This is a genomic window from Cupriavidus sp. 22TCCZM01-5, from assembly GCF_057798915.1.
In genome coordinates this window covers 75,213-96,704 of record NZ_JBYOJR010000003.1, presented here as the reverse complement: position 1 = coordinate 96,704, position 21,492 = coordinate 75,213, and the positions used below count along the sequence as shown (strand labels likewise).

Here is a 21,492-nt window from a genome sequence, read left to right as displayed (position 1 = left end):
CGAAATCTGGCCGGCATTGCCTTCCGGCCCGAGTTCGCACATCATTGTGCGGAAATTTTTGTCCGCCACGCCTCATGCGCCTGATTTCTTTGCTGTTGTTCGTGCTGTTGCTCGCCATCCAGTATCCGCTCTGGCTCGGCAAGGGCGGCTGGCTGCGCGTCTGGGAACTGAACCGGCAAGTCGAGGAGCAGGTCACCCACAATCAGACGCTGAAGCTGCGCAATGCCAAGCTGGAGGGGGAAGTGAAGGACTTGCAGGACGGTACGGGTGCCATCGAGGAGCGTGCCCGCTACGAGCTGGGCATGGTGAAGGATGGCGAGGTGTTCGTGCAGTTCGTCGCGCCGGCGCCCAAGGTCAGCGCCACGCCGCCGCTGCCGCCGCCGCCGAACTCGCCCGCAGCCACCGGTCACCACTGAGCACTCGCCGCTGGCCGGTCCAGGCGCGGCCGGCTTTGTCATCATTACCACCAGTATGGGTAGCCGCCCCAGTAGCCGGGCGAGCTGACGCTCACGCCACCGCCCCAGTGGCCGCCACCCCAGCCTCCATAGAACAGGTTCCAGCTCGTATTGGGATAGGCATACGCCGCGCGGTAGGCCGCTTCGGCCGCCTGTTGCCGGCCGATGGCGGCTTCCTGGTCACGCAGGATCTGCTGGTTCAGGGCATCGAGCTGCTGAATCTGCCCGACGCTGAGCGGGGCCGTAGATGCGGCATCCGGGGCCAGGCGCGCAGTGGCGGGCGTGCCGTTGATATCGCGCGGTACCGGGGCGGCACAGCCGCCAGCCAGCAGTGCGGCAGCCAGCAATGCTGGCAGGACAGGCAGGGAGCGAGACAGACGGGCGACGGACATGGCAGCGACCAATGACGGGTTGGAGCGTCGGCGCCAGCCTTGAGGCGACGGCGCCATCGATATCAGCTTAGCCGTTGGACTTGCACCCTGCCGGGTGGTTCGCACCCGACATGTCCGCTGCACCGCCGGCCCAATGGGCCAGTCCGGGGATCAGTGCTGGTGATGAACGCCTTCGCCAGCGCCGGTGGCGACATGCGCGGGCGTGAACAGCTGGGCGCAGTCCACCGCATCGAATTCATAGCGCTGGCCGCAGAAATCGCAATGGATCTCCACATTGCCGCGTTCGGCCACGATGCCGTCAATCTCGTCCTGTCCCAGTGACTGCAGCATGCCCGCCACCTTGGCACGCGAGCACGAGCAATGGAAGTGCGGGGTGAGCGGCTCGAAGACGCGCAGCCCGGCCTCTTGCAGGTCTTCCCAGAACAGGCGGCGCAGCAGCGTGTCCGGCGTCTCGGCCAGCAGCTCTTCCGCTTTCAGCGTGTGGCCGAGCTGGCAGGCGCGGTCCCAGGTGTCCAGGTCCTGCGCACGGCCGTGGCCCGACAGGGCCGCACCGGTTTCGCCGACTTCCTGCGTGCCGCCGTAGGACGGCAGCTTCTGCAGCAGCATGCCGGCCGCAGTATGGTCGTCGGCGGCCAGCCACAGGCGCGTGTCGAGCTGCTCGGAGGTCTGCATGTAGTGCTCCAGCACGGCGCTCATGCTGGCCAGCGGACCATGGGTGTCAGCCAGCGGCACGATGCCTTGATAGGCCTGCTGGCCTGGCAGCTTGTCCTTCGGGTCGAGCGTAATGGCAAAGCGGCCGTGGCCGTGGACATTGACGAGGTCGGGCAGCGTGGCGTCGTCGGCGATCTGCACGCCTTCCGCCAGTTTTGCGGTGGCGCGCATCGACAGGTCGGACAGGCACTCCACCACCAGCATGCGCACCGGGCCATCGCCATGCAGCTGCATCACGAGCGCGCCGTTGAACTTGAGGTTGGCCGACAGCAGCGCGGCGGCAGCCATCATCTCGCCCAGCACGCGCCGCACCGGCGCGGGATAGGCGTGGCGGTTCAGCACTTCGCGCCAGGTGGCTTCCATGCGGACCAGTTCGCCGCGCACGGGGGCCGCGTCGAACAGGAATTTCTGCAGGGTGTCGGTAGTGGTCGTATCAGTCACAATAATCTGTCTGTCAATCGGTTGTAGCTGCCGCGGTGCCTGTCAGTCGATCCGCTTGAGCTGTTGCTTGTACATGGCCTGGCGCGTGGCGTAGGTCTCGGCATTGCGGTACAGGTTGGCCACGTCCTGGTCGGTCAGTTCGCGCACCACCTTGGCCGGAGCGCCCAGGATCAGCGAACGGTCCGGGAACACCTTGCCCTCGGTCACCACCGCCCCCGCGCCGACCAGGCATTCCTTGCCGATCACGGCGCGGTTCAGCACCACGGCCTGGATGCCGATCAGCGAGCCGTCGCCGACGGTGCAGCCGTGCAGCATGGCCTGGTGGCCGATCGAGACCTTGTCGCCCAGCGTCAGCGGGCAGCCCGGGTCGGTATGCAGCACGGAGCCTTCCTGGATATTGGTGTCGGCACCGACCACGATCGGTTCGTTGTCGCCCCGGATCACCACGCCCGGCCATGCACTGGCGCGCGACCTCAGCGTCACGTTGCCGATGATGGTGGCTTCGGGGGCCACGTAGGCGTCCTGATCGATATTGGGAACGAGTTCGCCGAGCTGGTACAGCGCCATGGAATCTCCTGCACGAAAGTTGTTATCTGGGGATTGCCGCCGGCCTTTAAAGAGCCGGGAGTTGTCGCGGCCGGCCTTGGCGCCGGCACGCCGCATGCATGGCCGGGAGCGCCCGGCGCGGCTCTACAATAGCGGCAGACCGGATTTTACGCCCATGCCAGAGATTTCACCCGACGCCCATTTGCCTGATCCTCCACAAACGTTGCGCCAGCAGGCACTCGGCGTGCTTTGCCTGACCGATGCGAGGGACAAGGCCAAGGCCGCGCGCGCACTGTTCCGGGACTTCGCGCAGGCCGATGCCGCTCGTATGGGGGCGGAAGATCACATTGCCGCCGACGCGGCGCAGCGCATTCCGGGCCGTCCGCCGCGGCCCGAACTGGTGCCGCCGCAACGGGTCCAGCGTCGCCGCTCGCTGCATACCGATGACGGGCGCGCCGCCATGATTCACGCGCTGTGCCACATCGAATTCAACGCCATCAACCTGGCGCTCGACGCGGTCTGGCGCTTTCCCCGCATGCCGGCGGACTACTACCGCGACTGGCTGCGCGTGGCCGACGAGGAGGCGCTGCATTTCACGTTGCTGGCCGACCATCTCGGCACGCTTGGCTTTGGCTATGGCGATTTCCCTGCCCACAACAGCCTGTGGGAGATGTGCGACCGCACCGCGGGCGACGTGCTGGCGCGCATGGCGCTGGTGCCGCGCACGCTGGAAGCGCGCGGGCTCGATGCCTCGCCGCCGGTGCGCGCGAAGCTGGCCGGTGCGGGCGACCACGCGGCCGCCGCCATCATCGACATCATCCTGCGCGATGAAGTGGGGCACGTGGCCATCGGCAACCGCTGGTACCGCTGGCTTTGCGAGCAGCGCGGGCTCGACCCGGTATCGACCTATGCCGCGCTGGCGCTGCAGCACCGCGCGCCGAAACTGCGCGGCCCGTTCAACCTCGCTGCGCGCCGCGCCGCCGGTTTCGACGAGGATGAGCTGGCATGGCTGGAGGCCTCGGCCGGTTAGCGCTTGCCGGCCGCACGCTCCTGCTCCAGCAGCCTGAGCACCCGTCGCTGGACTTTCCCGGTAGTCGTCATCGGCAACTGGTCGATGAACTCGATCTTCTTCGGGTATTCGTAAGGCGCGAGCTGGTCGCGCACGTGCTCCTGCAATGCGGTCACCAGCGCGGCGTCGCTGTCGAACGAGCGCGCCACCGCAGGCGTGAGCACGATGAAGGCCTTGACCACCGCGCCGCGCTCCGCATCCGGCGAAGGCACCACCGCGCAGTTGGACACGGCCGGATGCTTGAGCAGGCAGTTCTCGATCTCGCTCGGGCCGATGCGGTAGCCCGACGACTTGAAGACATCGTCGGCACGGCCCTGGTACCAGAGGTAGCCGTCGGCATCGATGCGGGCCAGGTCGCCGGTGCGGCACCAGCGCTGGCCGTCGCGCTCCACATACCTGGCGGCGGTGGCCGCTTCGTTCTTCCAGTAGCCGAGGAAAAAGACCGGATCGGGATGGCCGTGGATGTCGGTGGTGCAGACCGCGACCTCGCCATCCTCGCCGGGCACGCACGGCCGGCCTTCGTCATCGATGACCTGTACGCGATGGCCCGGGTAGGGCCGGCCCATCGAGCCCGGCCGTGCCGGCCAGCCCAGGCGCGCCTCGTCGTGCTGGGCGGTGCAGTTGCCGACGATGTAGTTGATCTCGGTCTGGCCGAACATCTCGTTGACGATCACGCCCATGGCATCGCGGCACCAGTTGAAGACGGTTTCGCCGACCGCTTCGCCGGCGCTCATCAGCGCGCGCAGCTTCAGCGTGTAGCGTTGCCGCGGGTCGGGGCAGGCCTTCATCATCTGCTTGAGCGCGGTCGGAAACAGGAAGGTGTTGGTGACGGCGTAGCGCTCTAGCAGCTCGAACGCGCGCTCGGCCGAGAACCGGCCCTGGTAGCCGAGGATCGGCTTGCCGAAATAGAGCGCCGGCATCAGTGCATCCCACAGGCCGCCGGTCCAGGCCCAGTCGGCGGGGCTCCAGAATACGTCGTCGTCCTGCGGATACCAGTTCTGCGAGCAGACAAAGCCGGGGAGGTTGCCGATCAGCGCCCGGTGCGGGATCAGCGCGCCCTTGGGCGGCCCCGTGGTGCCACTGGTGTAGATCAGCACGGCGGCTTCCTCGGCCTTGGTTTGCTCGGCTGTGAAGGTCGGCAGTTGCGCGGCCAGCAGGACGTCCCAGTCGTGGTCGCCGCGCCCGCGCGCTTCGCCGGCGGCGATCACGGTGGCGAGCGTCGGACATTCCGGGCGCGCGGCGAGAACGTTGTCGATCGATGTCTCATCCGCGATCGCCACGACAGACTCGCTGTGGCCGATGCGGTAGGCCAGCGCCTCGGGCCCGAACAACATCGACAGCGGTGTGGCGATGGCGCCGAGCTGAAAGATCGCCATGTAGGCAATGGCGGTCTCGATGCGTTGCGGCATCACGATGGCAACGCGGTCGCCACGCTGCACGCCAAGCCCGCGCAGCGCTGCCGACAGCCGGTTGGATTCGGCTTGCAGGTACGCGCAACTGAAGGCGTCGCGGCGCCCATCCTCATGCTCGGTATAGACCGCAATGTGGTCGGCCGTGGCCGGGTCGCGTGCCCAGCGGCCACAGCACGCTTCAGCCAAGTTGAAGTGCGCGGGCACCTCCCAGCGGAAAGTATCGTAGAGCGACTGGTAATCGTCGCGCCGGCTCGCCGGCAGGCCCGCTGCAGCCATCCTGCTGTCTCCTTGTCAGTCTCGCTATAATTCTGCGAACGATCGTTCGATTTTAAGCGGGCTTCCACGCCGGCCTCCGGGGCCGGGCGAGGCTGGGAAAGCCTGCAACCAGGGGAGACAGATGACCATCAAGGAAACCTCGCGTTCTGAATTTATCACGTTACGTGGGCTGCGCTATCACGTGCGGCAGTGGGGAACGCCGGGCGCGCCGAAGCTGTTCATGCTGCATGGCTGGATGGACGTGGCGGCATCGTTCCAGTTCCTGGTCGACTGCCTGGAGCGGGAGTGGCACGTGATCGCGCCCGACTGGCGCGGCTTTGGCGAAAGCGACTGGCCGACGCACTATCCGGGCACGCAGTCATACTGGTTTGCCGACTACCTCGCCGACCTGGAGGCGCTGCTCGACCACTACCAGCCCGACGGGCAGGTGGACCTGGTGGGGCACAGCATGGGTGCCAATGTGTCTTGCCTGTATGCGGGCATCCGCCCCGGGCGTGTGCGCCGGGTAGTGGATCTGGAGGGGTTCGGCTTGACGCAGACACGTGCCGAGCAGGCGCCGAAACGCTACGCGCGCTGGCTCGACGAATTGCGCCAGGGGCCGGAGCTGCGTACCTACGACGATCTTGCCGGCGTGGCGGCGCGGCTGCAGAAGACCAATCCGCGGCTGCCCGACGACCGCGCCGCGTTCCTTGCCGAACACTGGTCGCGCCGCAACGAGGCCGGGCGCTGGGAGATCCTTGGCGATCCGGCGCACAAGCTGGTGAACCCGATGCTGTACCGCCTCGACGAGATCATGGCGATCTGGGCGCAGGTGAGCGCCCCGGTGCTGCATGTGGAGGCGCGCGATTCGGAAACGCTGCGCCATATCGCCCACAAGCAGACGCTCGAGGAATTCCGCGAGCGCTTCCGCGCGTTCCGCGATTTCCGCGAGGCGGTGATCGATGATGCGGGCCACATGCTGCACCATGACCAGCCCGCCGCGGTGGCAGCGCTGATCGAGTCGTTCTGCACCTGAGCGCGCGGTGCTCAGGCGTGCGTGAGCTTTTCTTTAAGCGCCGCGTTGTTGCTGGTGTGCACGTGCACCAGCGACTTCTCGGGAAACGCGTAGTGATAGGCCTTGCGCAAGGCCAGCGCGGCCTCGTGGAAGCCTGACAGGATCAGCTTCTGCTTGTTGGCGTAGTAGGCGATGTCGCCGGCCGCGAAAATGCCGCGCCGCGAGCTTTCGTAGGTGGTGGTGTCGACCAGGATGCGGCCGGCGCGCATGTCCATGTCCCACTGCGCGATCGGGCCGGGTTCCGAGACCAGTCCGTAGAGCGCCACCAGTTCGTCCGCGGGCAGGGTCTGGACGCCGTCGCGGCTGCGGACCTCGATCTCCGTGAGCGCGGCATCGTTGCCCTCGCCGCTGGTCTTGAGCGCGCCAAGCATGCCGACGACGAAATCCATCTCGCCGGCCGCCACGGCCGCGTGCATTTCCGCCACCGTGCCGTCGGCGGCGCGGAAGCCATCGCGCCGGTGCAGCAGCGTGACGCGCGCAGCCACCTTGCGCAGCGCGAGCGCCCAGTCCAGCGCGGAATCACCGCCGCCTGCCACGATCACGCGCTTGCCGGCGAAGCGCGACACGTCGCGCACCGCGTAATGCACATGACGGCCTTCGAGCGCCGGGGCTTCCGGCAGCGACACGCGCTGCGGCGCAAAGGCGCCGGCACCGGAGCAGACCAGCACGGCGGCAACGTCGAAGCGCTTGCCGTTGTCGGTGGTCACCAGCAGGCGCGGATGGCCGTGGCCTTGTACGGGCAGCACTTCGGTCACGCCTTCGGCACGCTGGTTGAAGTGCATCGGGAAGGCAAAGGGCGCGCACTGTTCCAGCAGGCGGTCCACGAGATCCTGGGCCAGGCAGCCCGGCACGGCCGGGATGTCGTAGATCGGCTTCTCGGGGTATAGCTCGGTGCATTGGCCGCCGGCGCGATCCAGCACATCGATCAGCTCGCATTTCAGGCCAAGCACGCCGGCCTGGAAGGCGGCGAACAGGCCAACCGGGCCCGCTCCGACGATCAGCACGTCGGTGGTGGTGGTGGTGTCGGCGGTCCCGGGCAGGGCAGTGGCGTTGTCGGTGGGCATTGGCTTGGGTGCGGCGGAAATTCCAAAACCCGACTATACCGCGCCGCCGGCGCCATCCCGCCGACGCCAGCGTTGCCGGCAAGGGCTTTGCGTTGCGGCGCCGCGTACCGGTCGAGCCAGCCCGAAGGCACATAGGGGGAGTAGAATAGCCACATGCCCGACCCCCGCACACTCAACGCCGACCTGCACTGCCATTCCACCGTGTCAGACGGCACACTGTCGCCACGCGCCGTGGCGGAGCGCGCGCATGCCGGCGGCGTGCGGTTGTGGTCGCTCACGGACCACGACGAGGTCGGTGGCCAGGCCGAGGCGCGTGCCGCTGCCGAGGCCCTGGGCATGCGCTATGTCCCGGGCGTCGAAGTCTCGGTGACGTGGGCCGGGCAGACCGTGCATATCGTCGGCCTGCGGATCGACCCGTTCTGCCCGGAGCTGATCGACGGGCTGGCCGACACGCGCTCGGGCCGTGCGCGGCGGGCCCGCGATATTGGGGACGCGTTGGCGAAGATCGGCATCGAAGGTGCCTACCAGGGCGCGCTCAAGCATGTCGGCAACCCGGACCTGATCTCGCGAACCCATTTCGCCCGCTGGCTAGTGGACGAGGGCTACTGCGCCACGATCAGCGACGTCTTCAGCCAGTACCTGTCCGAGGGGCGGCCTGGCTACGTGGGGCATCGCTGGGCGAACCTGTCCGAGGCCATTGGCTGGATCCGCGCGGCTGGCGGCATTGCCGTAATGGCCCACCCGGGTCGCTACAACTACACCGATACGCAGCACGATGCGCTGTTCGACGAGTTCACGGCGCTGGGTGGCGGCGCGGTCGAGGTGGTGACGGGCAGCCACACGCCAGACCAGTACCGGCGCTACGCCGACGTGGCCCGGCACTACGGCCTGCTGGCATCGCGCGGCTCGGACTTCCACGGACCCGGCGAGGGGCGCGTGGAATTGGGCGCCTTGCCTCCCTTGCCCGCTACGGTCACGCCCGTATGGCACGACTGGTAACCTGCCCAGGCCGCCGGGCTGGCGCGGGCGAGAGTGCCTGGCCGCCGGCCGCGAATCCCGTCCGAACCCGCACCTGAGCCCGGCCATGTCACAGTACTTCGAGATCCACCCGCTCAACCCGCAGTCGCGCCTCGTCAAGCAGGCCGCGCAGATCATCCGCCAGGGCGGGTTGATCGCGCTGCCGACCGACTCCAGCTATGCGCTCGCCTGCCAGCTTGACGACAAGGCGGCGGTGGAGCGCCTGCGCCGGCTGCGCGGCATCGACGACAAGCACCATCTCACGCTGATGTGCAGCGACCTGTCCGAGCTGGGCAGCTTCGCGCGTGTCGACAACCGGCAGTACCGTTGGATCAAGGGCGCCACGCCGGGGCCGTACGTCTTCATCCTCGAGGCGACCAAGGAAGTGCCGCGCCGGCTGTCGCACCCGGCCCGCAAGACCATCGGCGTGCGCGTGCCCGATCACGCCATCCCGCTGGCGCTGCTGGCCGAAGGCGGCGAACCCCTGCTGACCGCGACGCTGCAAATGCCCGGCGACGAGGAGCCGATGAACGATCCCTCGGAGATCCGGGCACGGCTCGAGAAGCTGCTGGACCTCGTGATTTGCGGCGGGCCCGCGCCGGCCCAGCCCACGACCGTGATCGACCTGACCAGCGGCGAACCGGAACTGGTGCGCGCCGGAAGGGGCGACATCGCACGCTTCGGCCTCTGAATTCCCGCTGGCGAGTGATCCGACAGCCAGCCTGCCCGGTACAATAAGCCTCATGGATTCTTCCCTCATTCAGACCTTTGCCGTCTATGCCCTGCCGGTGCTGTTTGCGATCACGCTGCACGAGGCATCGCACGGCTATGTGGCCAAGCACTTCGGCGACACCACTGCCTATGCGCTGGGGCGCGTGAGCCTGAACCCGGCGCGGCACATCGATCCGATCGGCACCATCGCCGTGCCGTTGCTGCTGTACCTGCTGACGAGCGGTCAGTTCGTGTTTGGCTACGCCAAGCCCGTACCGGTCGATTTCGGGCGGCTGCGCAACCCGCGCTGGCATGGCATGTGGGTGGCACTGGCCGGGCCGGCCAGCAATGTCGTGCAGGCCTTCCTGTGGGCGCTGATCGCGATCGGGCTGGCCTGGGCGCGGGTGTCCGAGCCGTTCTTCAGCGAAATGGCGCGCGCCGGGGTGCTGGTCAACCTGGTGGTGGCGGCGTTCAACCTGTTCCCGATTCCGCCACTGGACGGTGGCCGCGTGCTGACCGCACTGCTGCCGCCGCGCGTGGCCTATTCGGTGTCGCGCATCGAGCCGTACGGCATTTTCGTCGTGCTGGCCCTGGTCGCGGCCGGCGTGATCACGTCGGTCTGGATGCGGCCGGTGATCAACCTGCTCAGCTCGATCGTGGAGTTGATGCTGCGGCCAATCATCATGCTGTTGCAGTAAGGTGCTGTCCATGCTCGCTCACGCGCCGACCGGCGCTCCGTCTGAATGGGTCACGCGCTGGGCCCACCTCGTGCGTCCGGCAGGCCGGGTGCTCGATCTCGCATGCGGCAGCGGCCGCCATGCGCGCTGGTTTGCCGAACGCGGCCATGCGGTGGTCGGCGTCGACCGCGATGCCGAAGCCATTGCGGCGCTGCCAGCGCCCATTGCCGGGCGCGTCGAGGACCTTGAGCAGGGCACATGGCCGCTCGCCGGCGAGGCGCCGTTCGATGCCGTGGTTGTCACCAATTACCTGCATCGCCCGCTGTGGTCCGACCTTGCCGATGCGCTGGCACCGGGCGGCGTGCTGCTGTATGAGACCTTTGCCAGCGGAAACGAGACCGTCGGCAAGCCCTCGCGGCCTGATTTCCTGCTGCAGCCGGGCGAGTTGCTGGAAGTGGCGCGCATGCACGGACTGCGTGTGATCGGCTATGAGGATGGCGTGCTCGAAGTGCCCGGAACGGCTTTCGTGCAGCGTCTGTGTGCCGTGCGCGAGGTGGCGCAAGCGGCAGGCAGCGACGTGCGGCCGCGCTACCGGCTGCCCGCGTGAAGTGGCGCCCCGTTGGTCCGCGAGAATGCTGCTTCACACGTTGATACGCTTGGTTTAACCCCGTGTCGGAACATCGGTCGAGGCGGCCGGCGGTTCCGGTACAATCCTGTTATTCGCATCCCGAATTCCCTAACGTTATGACACAGATTACCGGCAGCATTGTTGCCATCGTCACCCCGATGCATGAGGACGGCAGCCTGGACTATCCGGCACTGCGCGCACTCGTCGACTGGCACGTGGCCGAGGGCACCGATGCCATCGTGATCGTTGGCACCACCGGCGAATCGCCCACCGTCTCGGTGGACGAGCATTGCGAACTGATTCGCGTGGCGGTGGAGCAGGCAGGCAAGCGGATTCCCATCATCGCCGGTACCGGCGGCAACTCGACGAATGAAGCCATCGAGCTGACGGCCTTCGCCAAGAAGGTTGGTGCCGACGCCTCGCTGCAGGTCGTGCCGTACTACAACAAGCCGACCCAGGAAGGCATGTACCGGCATTTCCGCACCATTGCCGAGGCGGTGGATCTGCCCGTGCTGCTGTACAACGTGCCGGGCCGCACCGTTGCGGACATGAACAACGACACCATCCTGCGCCTGGCGCAGGTGCCTGGCATCGTCGGGGTGAAGGAAGCGACCGGCAACATCGACCGCGCCGCGCAGCTGATCAAGGACGCGCCGGAAGGCTTTGCGATCTACAGCGGCGACGATCCCACCGCCGTGGCGCTGATCCTGCTGGGCGGCAAGGGCAATATCTCGGTGACCGCCAACGTCGCGCCGCGCAAGATGCACGAGATGTGCGCGGCCGCGCTCAAGGGCGACGTGGTGACCGCGCGCCGCCTGCACATGGAACTGATCGAGCTGAACAAGGCGATGTTCTGCGAGGCCAACCCGATTCCGGTCAAGTGGGCCCTGCAGCAGATGGGCAAGATGGAAGGCGGCATCCGCCTGCCGCTCACGCCGCTGTCCGAGTCCAACTACGAGACCGTGCGCAAGGCACTGGCCGCCGCCGGCCTGCTGCGCTGATTTCCGGCGCACCCGTGCCGCTCCCATCAACTAGGATTGCGTGTCAATGAAACTCAAGCTTAACCGCCGTGGCGCGATGCAAGTCCGCCGCGCCGCACTGGTTGTGCCCGTGCTTGCCGCAGGCGTAATCACGGGCTGCAGCAGCATCAATGAAGCGATGCAGCCGGACAAGATCGACTACAAGTCGTCGGCTTCGAAGCGTACCCCGTCGCTCGATATTCCGCCCGACCTGACCAAGCTGGAAGGCGATCGCCGCTACTCAGTGCCCGACCAGAACGGCACGTCGACGCTGTCGAACTACAGCCAGGCGACCAAGACGCGCGAAGCCTCGCCGACGGAAAACGTCCTGCCTTCGGCGCAGGGCATCCGCATGGAGCGCGACGGCAACCAGCGCTGGCTGGTGATCAGCAACGGCATGCGTGCCGACCAGCTGTGGCAATCGCTGCGCGGCTTCTGGCAGGAAAGCGGTTTCCTGCTGGTCCAGGATTCGCCTGAGACCGGCATCATGGAAACCGACTGGGCGGAGAATCGCGCCAAGATTCCTCAGGACATCATCCGCAATACCATCGGCAAGGTGTTCGACGGCCTGTACTCGACGTCGGAGCGCGACAAGTTCCGCACGCGTGTGGAGCGCTCGCAGAACGGCACGCTCGAGGTCTTCATCAGCCATCGCGGCGCGCAGGAGCAACTGACCGGTGTCGACAAGTCGACCACCGTCTGGACGCCGCGTCCGGCCGATCCGGAGCTGGAAGCCGAATTCCTCTCGCGCCTGGCACAACGCCTGGGCGTGCAGAAGGAGCAGGCCGACCGGATGGCCAAGAGCCCGACGCCGGCCGGCAACAGCGCAGCTGCAGCAGCAACCGGTGCGGCGGCAACTGGTGCAGCCGCCGCGGGCGAGACGTCCTCGGCAGCCGGCAAGTCGTACCTGTCGCAGGTCAACGGCGCTCCGGCGCTGCAACTGCCGGAGCCGTTCGACCGTGCCTGGCGTTCGGTGGGCCTGTCGCTCGATCGCGTGAACTTCACCGTGGAAGACCGCGACCGTGCGCAGGGCCTGTACTACGTGCGCTATGTCGATCCGCGCACCAGCGTCGACAGCCGTGGCTTCTTCTCCAAGCTGTTCACCAAGCCCGATGATGCGAAGACTGCCAAGAAGTACCGCGTGGCGCTCAAGGGCACCGGATCGGGCACGCTCGTGACGGTGCTCAACGAAGCCGGCCAGCCTGAGAACGGCGAAATCGGCAAGCGCATCCTCTCGCTGCTCGACGAGCAACTCCACTGACGCCTGGTGTGCAGGCCGATCGAACGGGCCATCCGGCCCGGTTCGCAGGACATGCCATGAGGCGGGCGCACGCATGATGCGCTTTGCCTTTCTTGGTAGTGGCAGCGAGGGCAACTCGCTGCTGGTTGAATCCCGCGAAGGAACCACCACCACCCGTATCCTGCTGGATTGCGGTTTCGGCATCCGCGAGACTGCCAGGCGCCTGGAGCGCCTGGGCGTCACGCCGGACCAGCTCGACGCTATCCTTGTGACGCACGAGCACGGCGACCACGTGGGCTCGGCCTATGCCTTTGCCGCGCGCCACGGCCTGGCCGTGCATGCCAGTCATGGCACATGGCTGGCGACATGCCACCTGCGCGGCGCAAACGCGGCCGATGTGCGTGTCTGTGCTGCCGATCACGTCTTCAGCGTCGGTGGCCTGCAGGTATTGCCATACACCGTGCCGCATGATGCGCGCGAACCCTTGCAGTTTGTGCTGTCCAACGGGGATGCGCGTCTTGGTGTGTTGACGGATATCGGCATGGAAACGCCGTATGTGACGGCGCGCCTTTCGGGTGTCGATGCGCTGGTGCTCGAATGCAATCACGACCGCGAGATGCTGCGCAACTCAGTCTACCCGGCTTCGCTCAAGCGCCGCATTGGCGGGGACTTCGGTCACCTGGCCAATGAAGTGGCGGCCAGCATCCTGGCGCAGGTGGCCCATGGCGGGCTGAACCGCGTTGTCGCGGCACACCTCAGCAAGCAGAACAATACGGTTGAACTGGCCACGGCAGCGCTGGCGTCCGCGCTCGGCACCTTGCCGACGGACGTGCTGGTGGCGGATCAGGAAGCGGGCCTGGACTGGCAGTCAGTCCGTTGATGAAGCGCGCGCCGCGTGTGGCGGGGAAATAAAAAAACCGACCCGAAGGTCGGTTTTTTTATTGGTACGAACCAATTACTGCTTGGCAGCCGGAGCCGAGGCTTCAGCAGCCGGAGCCGAGGCTTCAGCAGCCGGGGCCGAGGCTTCAGCAGCCGGAGCGGCCGGGGCAGCGGCAGGGGCCGAAGCTTCAGCAGCCGGGGCGGCAGCAGCCGGAGCAGCGGTGTCAGCGGCCGGGGCAGCAGCTTCTTCCTTCTTGCCGCAGGCGGCGAGAGCAACAGCGGCCAGCAGCGATGCGATCAGGAGAGACTTCTTCATTGTTCGTCCTTTAACTTGTAATAACCAAAAAAACAGGCGATGAATAATTACCGGTAATTATCGCTCTTGAACTGCAAAATAGAGGCTCTCCCGGTGCCGTCAAATGCAATGGTACACAGTACTAGCCAGCCGCTGATTATATCCGCGTTTTCCCGGCTTGTGTAGCGTCGAAATTTGCGGAATTGCAATGTTACGCATTATTACAGTGCCGCCGATGACAACTGCAGCCAGCCCTCCAGCGTCCAGTGATGGAACGTGTCAAGCAGGTCAGGCAGTTCTGCGCATGCCTTGATTTCCTCAGCGGAGAGTTGCCGATAATCGGCCAATCTGTGCAGCCAGCGCGCCAGTTCGGGCGGAGGCTCATAAGCTTCGCCATTCAGGAAGAAATGGGTGCCGTCATAGAGAGCAATCGAGCCCGGTGCCAGCACGACGCCATGCGTGCGCGCGAGCTTTGCGTACTGGCGCATCGGGATGTCGGGCACTTCCGCGAATTCGACCGTCGGCTTGGGTTCGGACAGATAGGTGCCGAGGAATTCCGACACCATCGCGCTGTTCCATTGCAGGGCCTTGAGACGCTGCGCGACCGCCTTTGCCATGCCCGCGGGCAGTTGCGCGGGATGCTTTGCCGCGCGTTCGCCGGCGTCCGCATAGCGGCCGCCGAGGTCTTCGTTGTCTTCCACCGTTTCGGAGAGCCAGGCCAGGAAATGGCCGGCAAGCTCGCGATAGGCGGGGGCGCGGAACCCGATCGAGCAGGTCATGCATTCGCCTTCGGCAATGCCATCGTGTGCGTACTGAGGCGGCAGGTAGAGCATGTCGCCGGGTTCCAGTACCCATTCTTCCTCGGCGCTGAAGTCGGCCAGGATCTTCAGCGGGAGGTTCGGCAGCAGATCGAGCTTCGTCTGCGACGAGATGCGCCAGCGGCGCCGGCCCGAAACCTGCAGCAGAAACACGTCATAGGAATCAAAGTGCGGGCCGACGCCGCCGCCGTCGGTGGCGTAGCTGATCATCAGGTCGTCCAGGCGTGCGTCGGGCACAAAGCGGAACTGGCCCATCAGGTCCGCCGCGGCTGCATCATGGAGGTTGACACCCTGCACCAGCAGGGTCCACTGTTTGGTCTTGAGGGACGGCAGGTTTTCGGTGGCAAAAGGCCCTTGCTCGAGCTTCCACCTGTTGCGGAAGTGCGTCACCAGGCGCGATTCGACTTCGTCGCGGTCCGCCAGCGACAAAAGCGCCTCGCGCGACACAGGCGGCACGATTCCGGGAAATGCCTGTCGAATCAGAAGCGGTTTGCGTTGCCAGATATCACGCATGAATGCAGCGGGCGTCATGCCACCAAGAAGGCCGAGCGGTGCATCCGGATCGACGGGGCCAGGCGGCAGGGCGTGCGCGTATAATGCGGAATCGTTCATGGAGTCAAGAATTGAAAATCGCTAAGAACACGGTGGTGTCCGTGATGTACAAGCTGTCGGATGCGCAAGGCAATCTGATCGAGGAATCGGACGAGGCCATGGTCTACTTGCACGGCGGGTATGATGGCACGTTCCCCAAGATCGAGGAAGCACTCGACGGCCACGACACCGGCTTCGAGACCCAGTTGCAGCTGGAGCCCGAAGACGCATTTGGCGACTACGACGCCGAACTCGTCAAGGTCGAGCCGCGCGACCGTTTCCCCGAGCCGCTCGAAGTCGGCATGCAGTTCGAAGGCATGCCCGAAGATGGCGATGAAGAGGACTCCGTCATCTATACCGTGACCGATGTGGCCGAAGACAAGGTGGTGCTCGATGGCAACCATCCGCTGGCCGGCATGGCGCTGCGCTTCTGGCTGAAGGTGTCCGAGGTGCGTGAAGCCACGGCCGAGGAAGTCCAGCATGGCCATGCGCACGGCGCATCGGGTGTCGAAGTTGTCGACGAAGATGACGACGACACGCCGCACACGCTGCACTGACGCATCGCAGTCATGATCTCAGCAAAAAGAGCCGGAGTTTCCGGCTCTTTTTGCTTTTGACGGCTTGCCGGCTAGCCTCCGACCCCATCCTTCAGTACCACGGAGAATGGCGAGGATATTTGAGGCGTCACGATCAGTTCAGTCCATTGCGCCGTCGTACCGGCCGGCAAGGCCACGCGCGTGAAGTTCGGCATCGGCTTGCCCGCCGTGTCGCGCAGCGGCTTGTCGGTATGGAAGCCATTGCTGCCGGCATGGACGAGCAGCACCTGTCCGCGGTAGCGTCCGGCGAGTTCGCGCAATTGACGCTTGAACTCCAGGTAGCCGTCGCGCGGGCGCCGGCGCATGAAGCCGTCCAGCAGCGTCGGCTTGCCGCGCTTCTCCCAGCCATTGCCGAACTGCGGATCGCCGTGCGCGACAATGACGATGCCGGCCATGCCGCGCTGCTGGGCGAGCGAGAACGCGCGCGCCAGCCACTGGTGGTTGGCTTCGCGCCGGTCTTCGAACTCGCCGTTGCGGCCCCCTTCGCTGCGGTAATGGTTGTTGTCGCCAGGGATATTCAGGCCGACCAGCAGGACGTTGCCGATGCCGAGCCGCACGTTCTCGCGGAAGCTGCGGAACATGGCCTGGTCCGATTGCCGCACCACGGTGCGCGGTTGCTTGCCGAGTGTGGCGTCTTCCGGAAAGAACAGCTCGCGCAGGCGGTTGAGCCGCTCCACGGCATCGAAGTTGCCATTGACCGGCAGGTGGCATTCGGCCCAGTCGGTTTCGCCGGGCACGTACACCAGCGGCAGCGGCGACTGGTCGAGCAGGTGCTGGCGGGCCTGCAGCACCGTATCCCCGCATGACTCCGTATCGCCCTTGATGCCGCCCGCGTGGACCACCAGGTCGAGCTTGCGCTCGGCCAGCAGGTCGAACAGGGCAGCCACGCGTTCTTCGGCAGCGGGCCATTGCGGCAGGTCCGATAGCAAGGCGATGCGGACGGTCGGTGGCGCGAGTGCGGGCTTGCCCGAGCGACGGGCAGGCTCCGCGGCGGACACCGACGCGGCCACCAGCAACGGCAGCAACGCGGCAAGCACGAGAGTCCGGCCGCGGGGCCGGCTACCTGAAGCACTCATGCGGCGTCGACAGCCTCGTCCGCCAGCATCTTGAGCCGATAGAGCGCGTCCAGGGCAGCCCGTGGCGTGAGGCTGTCCGGATCCAGGTCCGCAAGCGCGTCGAGCACGGCTGCCTGTTCGGGCGGCAGTGAGGCCGCACGCACCGGGGTTGGGGCGTCGGCGTGTTCGTCTTCGTCGCTGGTGTCGGGCACAGGCGGCGGGGCAAACAGGTCCAGTTGCGGGGTAGGCGTGGCCTCGGCCGACTGCTGCTCAAGCCAGGTCAGGTGCTTTCGCGCCGCGCGGATCACGGGTTGGGGCACGCCGGCCAGTTGCGCGACCTGCAGGCCGTAGCTCTGGCTGGCGGGGCCGTCCTGCACGGCATGCAGGAAGACGATGCCGTCGCCATGTTCCACGGCCGAGAGATGCACATTGGCTGCCTGCGGGAATTCCTGCGGCAGCTGCGTGAGTTCGAAATAATGGGTCGCAAACAGCGTGTGGCTGCGGTTGTGCGACAGCAGGTGGCGCGCGATGGCCCAGGCCAGCGCCAGCCCGTCGAACGTCGAGGTGCCGCGGCCGATCTCGTCCATCAGCACCAGGCTGGCAGGCGTGGCATGGTGCAGGATGCCAGCCGCCTCGGTCATCTCCACCATGAACGTGGAGCGTCCGCCGGCCAGGTCGTCCGCCGCGCCGATGCGCGTGAAGATCCGATCCACCGGGCCGATCACGGCACGCCGGGCCGGCACGTAGGCACCGACACAGGCGAGCAGCACGATCAGTGCCGTCTGGCGCATGAAAGTCGACTTGCCGCCCATGTTCGGGCCGGTGATCAGCAGCAGCTTGCGTGCCTCGTTCAGCTGGCAGTCGTTGGCGATGAAGGGCACCGATTCGGCGGCCAGCTGGCCTTCCACCACCGGGTGGCGGCCCTGCACGATGTCGATCACATTCTCTGGGACACGCTCGGGGCATGACCAGTCCAGCGTTTGGGCGCGCTCGGCCAGGGCCGCCAGCACGTCAAGACGCGCCAACGCACCGGCCACGCGCTGCAGTTCGCCGATATGCGGCAGCAACGCCTGAAGCAGGCCGTCATAGAGCTGCTTCTCGCGTGCCAGCGCCCGGTCCTGTGCCGACAACGCCTTGTCCTCGAAGGCCTTCAGCTCGGGCGTAATGTAGCGCTCGGCGTTCTTCAGCGTTTGCCGTCGGCGGTAGTCGTCCGGCACCTTGTCGGCCTGGCCATTGGTGACTTCGATGTAGAAGCCGTGCACGCGGTTGTATTCCACGCGCAGGTTGGCGATGCCCGTGCGCGTGCGCTCGCGGGCTTCCAGGTCGACGAGGAACTGGCCGCAGTTCTCCGAGATATCCCGCAACTCGTCCAGCTCGGCGTCGTAGCCGCGCGCGATCACGCCCCCGTCGCGGATGACCGTGGCGGGCTCTTCCGCGACAGCGCAGACGAGCAGGTCCAGGCAGGCATGGGGCACGCCAAGCTCGGCCAGCGTCAGCGACAGCAGCGAGCTGTCAGGCTCTGCCTGGAGGCAGGCCCGCACGTGGGGCAATGCGCGCAGCGTATCGCGCAGCGACGACAGGTCGCGCGGGCGCGCGTTCAGCAGCGCCAGGCGCGAGGTGATGCGCTCTACGTCGGCGAGCTTGCGCAGCGCGCCGCGCAGGTCCTCGATGCCATGGTCGATCAGCGCGCCGATGGCCTGCTGGCGCGCCCTTGGCAGGGCCGGATCGCGCAGCGGATGATGCAGCCAGTGGCGCAGGGCACGGCTGCCCATGGTGGTGGCGCAGGTGTCGAGCAGCGAGAACAGCGTGGGCGATTCGCCGCCGCGCAGCGTTTCGGTCAGCTCCAGGTTGCGGCGCGTGGCCGAGTCCAGCCCGACGAATTCCGATTCCCGCTCGACCTTGACTTCGCGCACATGGCGCAGCGACTGCCCTTGTGTGGTGGCCGCATAGTTCAGCAGCGCGCCTGCCGCGCCGATCGCGGCGCCCAGGCCGGTGCAGCCGAATGGTTCCAGGCTGGCCACGCCAAGCTGCTCCAGCAGGCGGCGCGTGGCGGCGTCCTGGTCGAAGTGCCATTCCGGCAGGCGCGTACGCGCGCACGCAACGGCCGGCAGTTCGATGCCGTCCGCATAGAGCAGTTCAGCGGGGCGGATGCGCTCGAGTTCGCGCGTGAGTTGCGCCGCTTTGCATTCCATCAGCCGCAACTCGCCGCTTGCCAGGTTGAGCCAGGCCAGGCCTGTCTTGCTGACGCCGCGGCGCGTGGTCTGCTGGTGCACGGCCATCAGGAAGGTATCGGACTTGTCCGGCAGCAGCGCGGCATCGGTCAGCGTGCCTGGCGTGACGATGCGCACGACCTTGCGCTCGACCGGTCCCTTGCTCGCGGCCGGGTCGCCGATCTGCTCGCAGATCGCCACGGATTCGCCAAGCTTGACCAGCTTGGCGAGGTACTGGTCCACGGAGTGGAATGGAATGCCGGCCATGCGGATCGGCACCCCATTGGAGCTGCCGCGCGCGGTCAGCGTGATGTCGAGCAAGTGCGCGGCCTTTTCGGCATCGTCGTGGAACAGCTCGTAGAAATCGCCCATCCGGTAGAAGAGGAGGGTGTCCGGATGGTCCGCCTTGATGCGCAGGTACTGCTGCATCATGGGGGTGTGCTTCTCCGCAAGGGGTTTTGCAACTTCCTGATTCAATTCGATTTTCTCCTGCATTCCCTTGTCTGGCATGGCCTTGCGGCAACTTGGGCAACGCGTTGCGCACAACGTTGCGGGTCGTTGCCGTCTCTTCGTCGGCCTGTGATTCCGCGGCGTGCGGATGCGGCCCGGATTGTGTCCGGGCGGCCAAAGCAAGGAGTTTACCGCAGGCTGGCTTGTGGCCGGAGCGCGTGAGGTGGGGAAATCGTGGTGCGGTCCGGCATAGCGGCCGCTATGCCGGAGAGCTGGCTGGGGAGGCCGGCGGTGGGGCAGGACACTGAAGCCGTATCAGCGGAAGACCAGCACCGGAATCGTGCTGTGCGTCAGTACCTTCTGCGTCTCGCTGCCGAGCAGCAGGCCACTGATGCCGCTGCGGCCATGAGAAGCCATGAAGATGACGTCGCAGTCAAGCTCCTGTGCACTGTTGATGATGCCGCGGTACGGTACGGCAGCCGTGGAGACGTGGCCGGTGCACGGCACGCCGGCGAATGCCGCGGCGGCTTCGATGCGCGACAGCTCCTGCCGGGCGGCAGCCTCGACACGTTGCTTGAATACGTCCCGCTTCTCGTGGCTGGAATCGGTCGAGAGGACGTAGGGATATTCCTCCACGCACATATATGGCGTCAGCCGGGCCCCGGTCGTGCGCGCGAACTCGATCGCGGCGGAAACTGCCTTGTGGGAAAGGTCGGTGCCATCAACCGAGAGCAGGATGTGCTTGAACATGGATTTCCTTTCAATGACGGAAGGGTAAGAGGGGTGCAGGGTCAGTTGGCGATCGCGCGTCCGACGATCAGCGGGTCGGGCTGTCCGATCGAGGTGGTGTCGCGGTTGGCATAAGGGAAGCGGGACAGGATGAAGCGCAGCGCGTTCAGCCGTGCCCGCTTCTTGCAGTCGGAACGGATCACCGTCCACGGTGCATCGGCCGTGTCCGTATGGGCGAACATCGCTTCCTTCGCGCGGGTGTAGGCTTCCCACTTGTCGAGCGAGGCGATGTCGACCGGGCTCAGCTTCCATTGCTTGAGCGGATGGATTTCGCGCTCCTTGAAGCGCCGGCGTTGTTCGTGCCGGCTGACGGAGAACCAGAACTTGAACAGGTGGATGCCGCTGCGGACGAGATGGCGCTCGAACTCGGGCGCCTGCTGCAGGAAGTCCTGGTACTCCTGCGGCGAGCAGAAGCCCATCACGTGCTCGACGCCGGCGCGGTTGTACCAGGAGCGGTCGAACAGCACGATCTCGCCGGCGGACGGCAGATGCTGCACGTAGCGCTGGAAGTACCACTGGCCGCGTTCCGATTCGGTGGGCTTTTCGAGCGCCACCACGCGGGCGCCACGCGGATTCATGTGTTCCATGAAGCGTTTGATGGTGCCGCCCTTGCCGGCCGCGTCGCGGCCTTCGAAGACGATCACCACGCGCTGGCCGGTCTCGCGCACCCAGGCCTGCAGCTTCAGCAGTTCCACCTGCAAGCGGTACTTCTGCTTTTCGTAATTGCGGCGCGACATCAGGTTCTGGTACGGATAGGCGCCTTCACGCCAGCCGGCAGACAGTTCCTCGTCGGGGTGCCGTTTCCGGCCAGCCTGCCAGGCGCCGGGATCGCCTTCGAGGATCAGGCTGCGCAGTTGCCCTGCCTCGTCCGGCGACAGGCCGTCCATCAGCGTGCGGATGGCGTCGAGCACGCCATCGTTGTCCGGCCTGGACATCACGTCCTGCAGGCTGCTGGCCGCGAGCTGGACGGCCGCGTCGACGGCATCGTTGACCTGATTGCGTTCAGCCGAGCGGGCCGTATTGGTGGGCAGCACGTCGCCGCGTGCGGTGGCGCGGACCGCGCCGGGCGAGGTGTCGTCGTGAACGGTTCCTGCCAT

The 21,492-nt window shown here is 66.4% G+C and carries 22 protein-coding genes; 11 read left to right on the top strand and 11 right to left on the bottom strand.

Translation table 11 applies throughout. From position 1 onward, the window contains the following. Window positions 1–74 precede the first annotated feature (74 nt). Window positions 75–416: a cell division protein FtsB gene (ftsB, locus tag AC3FNH_RS04065; protein ID WP_276097836.1), complete on the top strand. Its 342-nt coding sequence runs from the start codon at window positions 75–77 to the stop codon at window positions 414–416. 44 nt (window positions 417–460) lie between these two features. On the opposite strand, the gene AC3FNH_RS04060 is transcribed toward ftsB, so the two are convergent. The 3 genes from AC3FNH_RS04060 to AC3FNH_RS04050 all read right to left on the bottom strand — a co-directional run bounded on the left by AC3FNH_RS04060 (window position 461) and on the right by AC3FNH_RS04050 (window position 2,566). Beyond that, window positions 461–847 carry a hypothetical protein gene (locus AC3FNH_RS04060; protein WP_488719153.1) on the bottom strand — a complete coding sequence of 129 codons (387 nt, stop codon included), beginning with the start codon at window positions 845–847 and terminating at the stop codon, window positions 461–463. A gap of 150 nt (window positions 848–997) precedes the next feature. Next, window positions 998–1,999, bottom strand: coding sequence for an Hsp33 family molecular chaperone HslO (hslO, locus tag AC3FNH_RS04055; RefSeq protein WP_488719152.1), 1,002 nt, complete (start codon window positions 1,997–1,999; stop codon window positions 998–1,000). Window positions 2,000–2,041: 42 nt separating this feature from the next. Further along, window positions 2,042–2,566 carry a gamma carbonic anhydrase family protein gene (locus AC3FNH_RS04050; protein ID WP_488719151.1) on the bottom strand — a complete coding sequence of 175 codons (525 nt, stop codon included), beginning with the start codon at window positions 2,564–2,566 and terminating at the stop codon, window positions 2,042–2,044. A gap of 154 nt (window positions 2,567–2,720) precedes the next feature. Here AC3FNH_RS04050 and AC3FNH_RS04045 point away from each other — a divergent pair, with 154 nt between their 5' ends. Next, the gene (locus AC3FNH_RS04045; protein WP_488719150.1) at window positions 2,721–3,575 is read left to right on the top strand and encodes a ferritin-like domain-containing protein; all 855 of its coding nucleotides are present in this window, start codon (window positions 2,721–2,723) and stop codon (window positions 3,573–3,575) included. On the opposite strand, the gene AC3FNH_RS04040 is transcribed toward AC3FNH_RS04045, so the two are convergent. Then, complete coding sequence (locus tag AC3FNH_RS04040; protein ID WP_488719149.1) at window positions 3,572–5,302, bottom strand: acetate--CoA ligase; 1,731 nt, start codon at window positions 5,300–5,302, stop codon at window positions 3,572–3,574. The genes AC3FNH_RS04045 and AC3FNH_RS04040 overlap by 4 nt on opposite strands. A gap of 121 nt (window positions 5,303–5,423) precedes the next feature. Here AC3FNH_RS04040 and AC3FNH_RS04035 point away from each other — a divergent pair, with 121 nt between their 5' ends. Continuing rightward, window positions 5,424–6,317, top strand: a complete 894-nt coding sequence (locus AC3FNH_RS04035; protein ID WP_276097830.1) for an alpha/beta fold hydrolase — start codon at window positions 5,424–5,426, stop codon at window positions 6,315–6,317. Between the two features lie 11 nt (window positions 6,318–6,328). Here the strand turns inward: AC3FNH_RS04035 and AC3FNH_RS04030 are convergent, their stop codons facing one another. After that, a complete protein-coding gene (locus tag AC3FNH_RS04030) occupies window positions 6,329–7,420 on the bottom strand; it encodes an NAD(P)/FAD-dependent oxidoreductase (protein ID WP_488719148.1) in 1,092 nt (363 codons plus the stop codon). A 153-nt stretch (window positions 7,421–7,573) separates the two neighbouring features. Here AC3FNH_RS04030 and AC3FNH_RS04025 point away from each other — a divergent pair, with 153 nt between their 5' ends. The 7 genes from AC3FNH_RS04025 to AC3FNH_RS03995 all read left to right on the top strand — a co-directional run bounded on the left by AC3FNH_RS04025 (window position 7,574) and on the right by AC3FNH_RS03995 (window position 13,592). Then, entirely contained in the window at window positions 7,574–8,419 is an 846-nt protein-coding gene (locus tag AC3FNH_RS04025; RefSeq protein WP_276097828.1) for a 3',5'-nucleoside bisphosphate phosphatase, read from the top strand. 85 nt (window positions 8,420–8,504) lie between these two features. After that, window positions 8,505–9,128, top strand: a complete 624-nt coding sequence (locus AC3FNH_RS04020) for an L-threonylcarbamoyladenylate synthase (protein WP_488719147.1) — start codon at window positions 8,505–8,507, stop codon at window positions 9,126–9,128. 52 nt (window positions 9,129–9,180) lie between these two features. Continuing rightward, the gene (locus AC3FNH_RS04015; protein ID WP_276097826.1) at window positions 9,181–9,846 is read left to right on the top strand and encodes a site-2 protease family protein; all 666 of its coding nucleotides are present in this window, start codon (window positions 9,181–9,183) and stop codon (window positions 9,844–9,846) included. 10 nt (window positions 9,847–9,856) lie between these two features. Beyond that, complete coding sequence (locus tag AC3FNH_RS04010; RefSeq protein ID WP_276097825.1) at window positions 9,857–10,432, top strand: class I SAM-dependent methyltransferase; 576 nt, start codon at window positions 9,857–9,859, stop codon at window positions 10,430–10,432. 137 nt (window positions 10,433–10,569) lie between these two features. Then, entirely contained in the window at window positions 10,570–11,454 is an 885-nt protein-coding gene (dapA, locus tag AC3FNH_RS04005; RefSeq protein WP_488719146.1) for a 4-hydroxy-tetrahydrodipicolinate synthase, read from the top strand. Between the two features lie 46 nt (window positions 11,455–11,500). Further along, entirely contained in the window at window positions 11,501–12,733 is a 1,233-nt protein-coding gene (gene bamC, locus AC3FNH_RS04000; protein ID WP_488719145.1) for an NlpB/DapX family lipoprotein, read from the top strand. Between the two features lie 73 nt (window positions 12,734–12,806). Then, window positions 12,807–13,592: an MBL fold metallo-hydrolase gene (locus AC3FNH_RS03995; protein ID WP_488719144.1), complete on the top strand. Its 786-nt coding sequence runs from the start codon at window positions 12,807–12,809 to the stop codon at window positions 13,590–13,592. Between the two features lie 75 nt (window positions 13,593–13,667). Here AC3FNH_RS03995 and AC3FNH_RS03990 read toward each other — a convergent pair whose 3' ends face one another. Beyond that, window positions 13,668–13,907, bottom strand: coding sequence for a hypothetical protein (locus AC3FNH_RS03990; protein WP_276097821.1), 240 nt, complete (start codon window positions 13,905–13,907; stop codon window positions 13,668–13,670). Window positions 13,908–14,107: 200 nt separating this feature from the next. Next, window positions 14,108–15,316 carry a ribosomal protein uL16 3-hydroxylase gene (locus tag AC3FNH_RS03985; RefSeq protein WP_488719143.1) on the bottom strand — a complete coding sequence of 403 codons (1,209 nt, stop codon included), beginning with the start codon at window positions 15,314–15,316 and terminating at the stop codon, window positions 14,108–14,110. A gap of 11 nt (window positions 15,317–15,327) precedes the next feature. Between AC3FNH_RS03985 and AC3FNH_RS03980 the strand changes: the two genes are divergently transcribed. Next, the gene (locus tag AC3FNH_RS03980) at window positions 15,328–15,852 is read left to right on the top strand and encodes an FKBP-type peptidyl-prolyl cis-trans isomerase (protein WP_276097819.1); all 525 of its coding nucleotides are present in this window, start codon (window positions 15,328–15,330) and stop codon (window positions 15,850–15,852) included. A 71-nt stretch (window positions 15,853–15,923) separates the two neighbouring features. Here the strand turns inward: AC3FNH_RS03980 and AC3FNH_RS03975 are convergent, their stop codons facing one another. The 4 genes from AC3FNH_RS03975 to ppk2 all read right to left on the bottom strand — a co-directional run bounded on the left by AC3FNH_RS03975 (window position 15,924) and on the right by ppk2 (window position 21,492). Continuing rightward, window positions 15,924–16,967 (bottom strand): hypothetical protein, encoded by a 1,044-nt coding sequence (locus AC3FNH_RS03975; RefSeq protein WP_276097818.1) that lies wholly within the window; start codon window positions 16,965–16,967, stop codon window positions 15,924–15,926. Continuing rightward, on the bottom strand, window positions 16,964–19,588 hold the full coding sequence (gene mutS, locus AC3FNH_RS03970; protein WP_488719142.1) for a DNA mismatch repair protein MutS: 2,625 nt from the start codon (window positions 19,586–19,588) through the stop codon (window positions 16,964–16,966). Before mutS ends, AC3FNH_RS03975 begins: the two co-directional genes overlap by 4 nt. 333 nt (window positions 19,589–19,921) lie before the next feature. After that, window positions 19,922–20,356, bottom strand: coding sequence for a universal stress protein (locus AC3FNH_RS03965; RefSeq protein WP_488719141.1), 435 nt, complete (start codon window positions 20,354–20,356; stop codon window positions 19,922–19,924). A gap of 41 nt (window positions 20,357–20,397) precedes the next feature. Beyond that, complete coding sequence (ppk2, locus tag AC3FNH_RS03960; protein ID WP_276097815.1) at window positions 20,398–21,492, bottom strand: polyphosphate kinase 2; 1,095 nt, start codon at window positions 21,490–21,492, stop codon at window positions 20,398–20,400.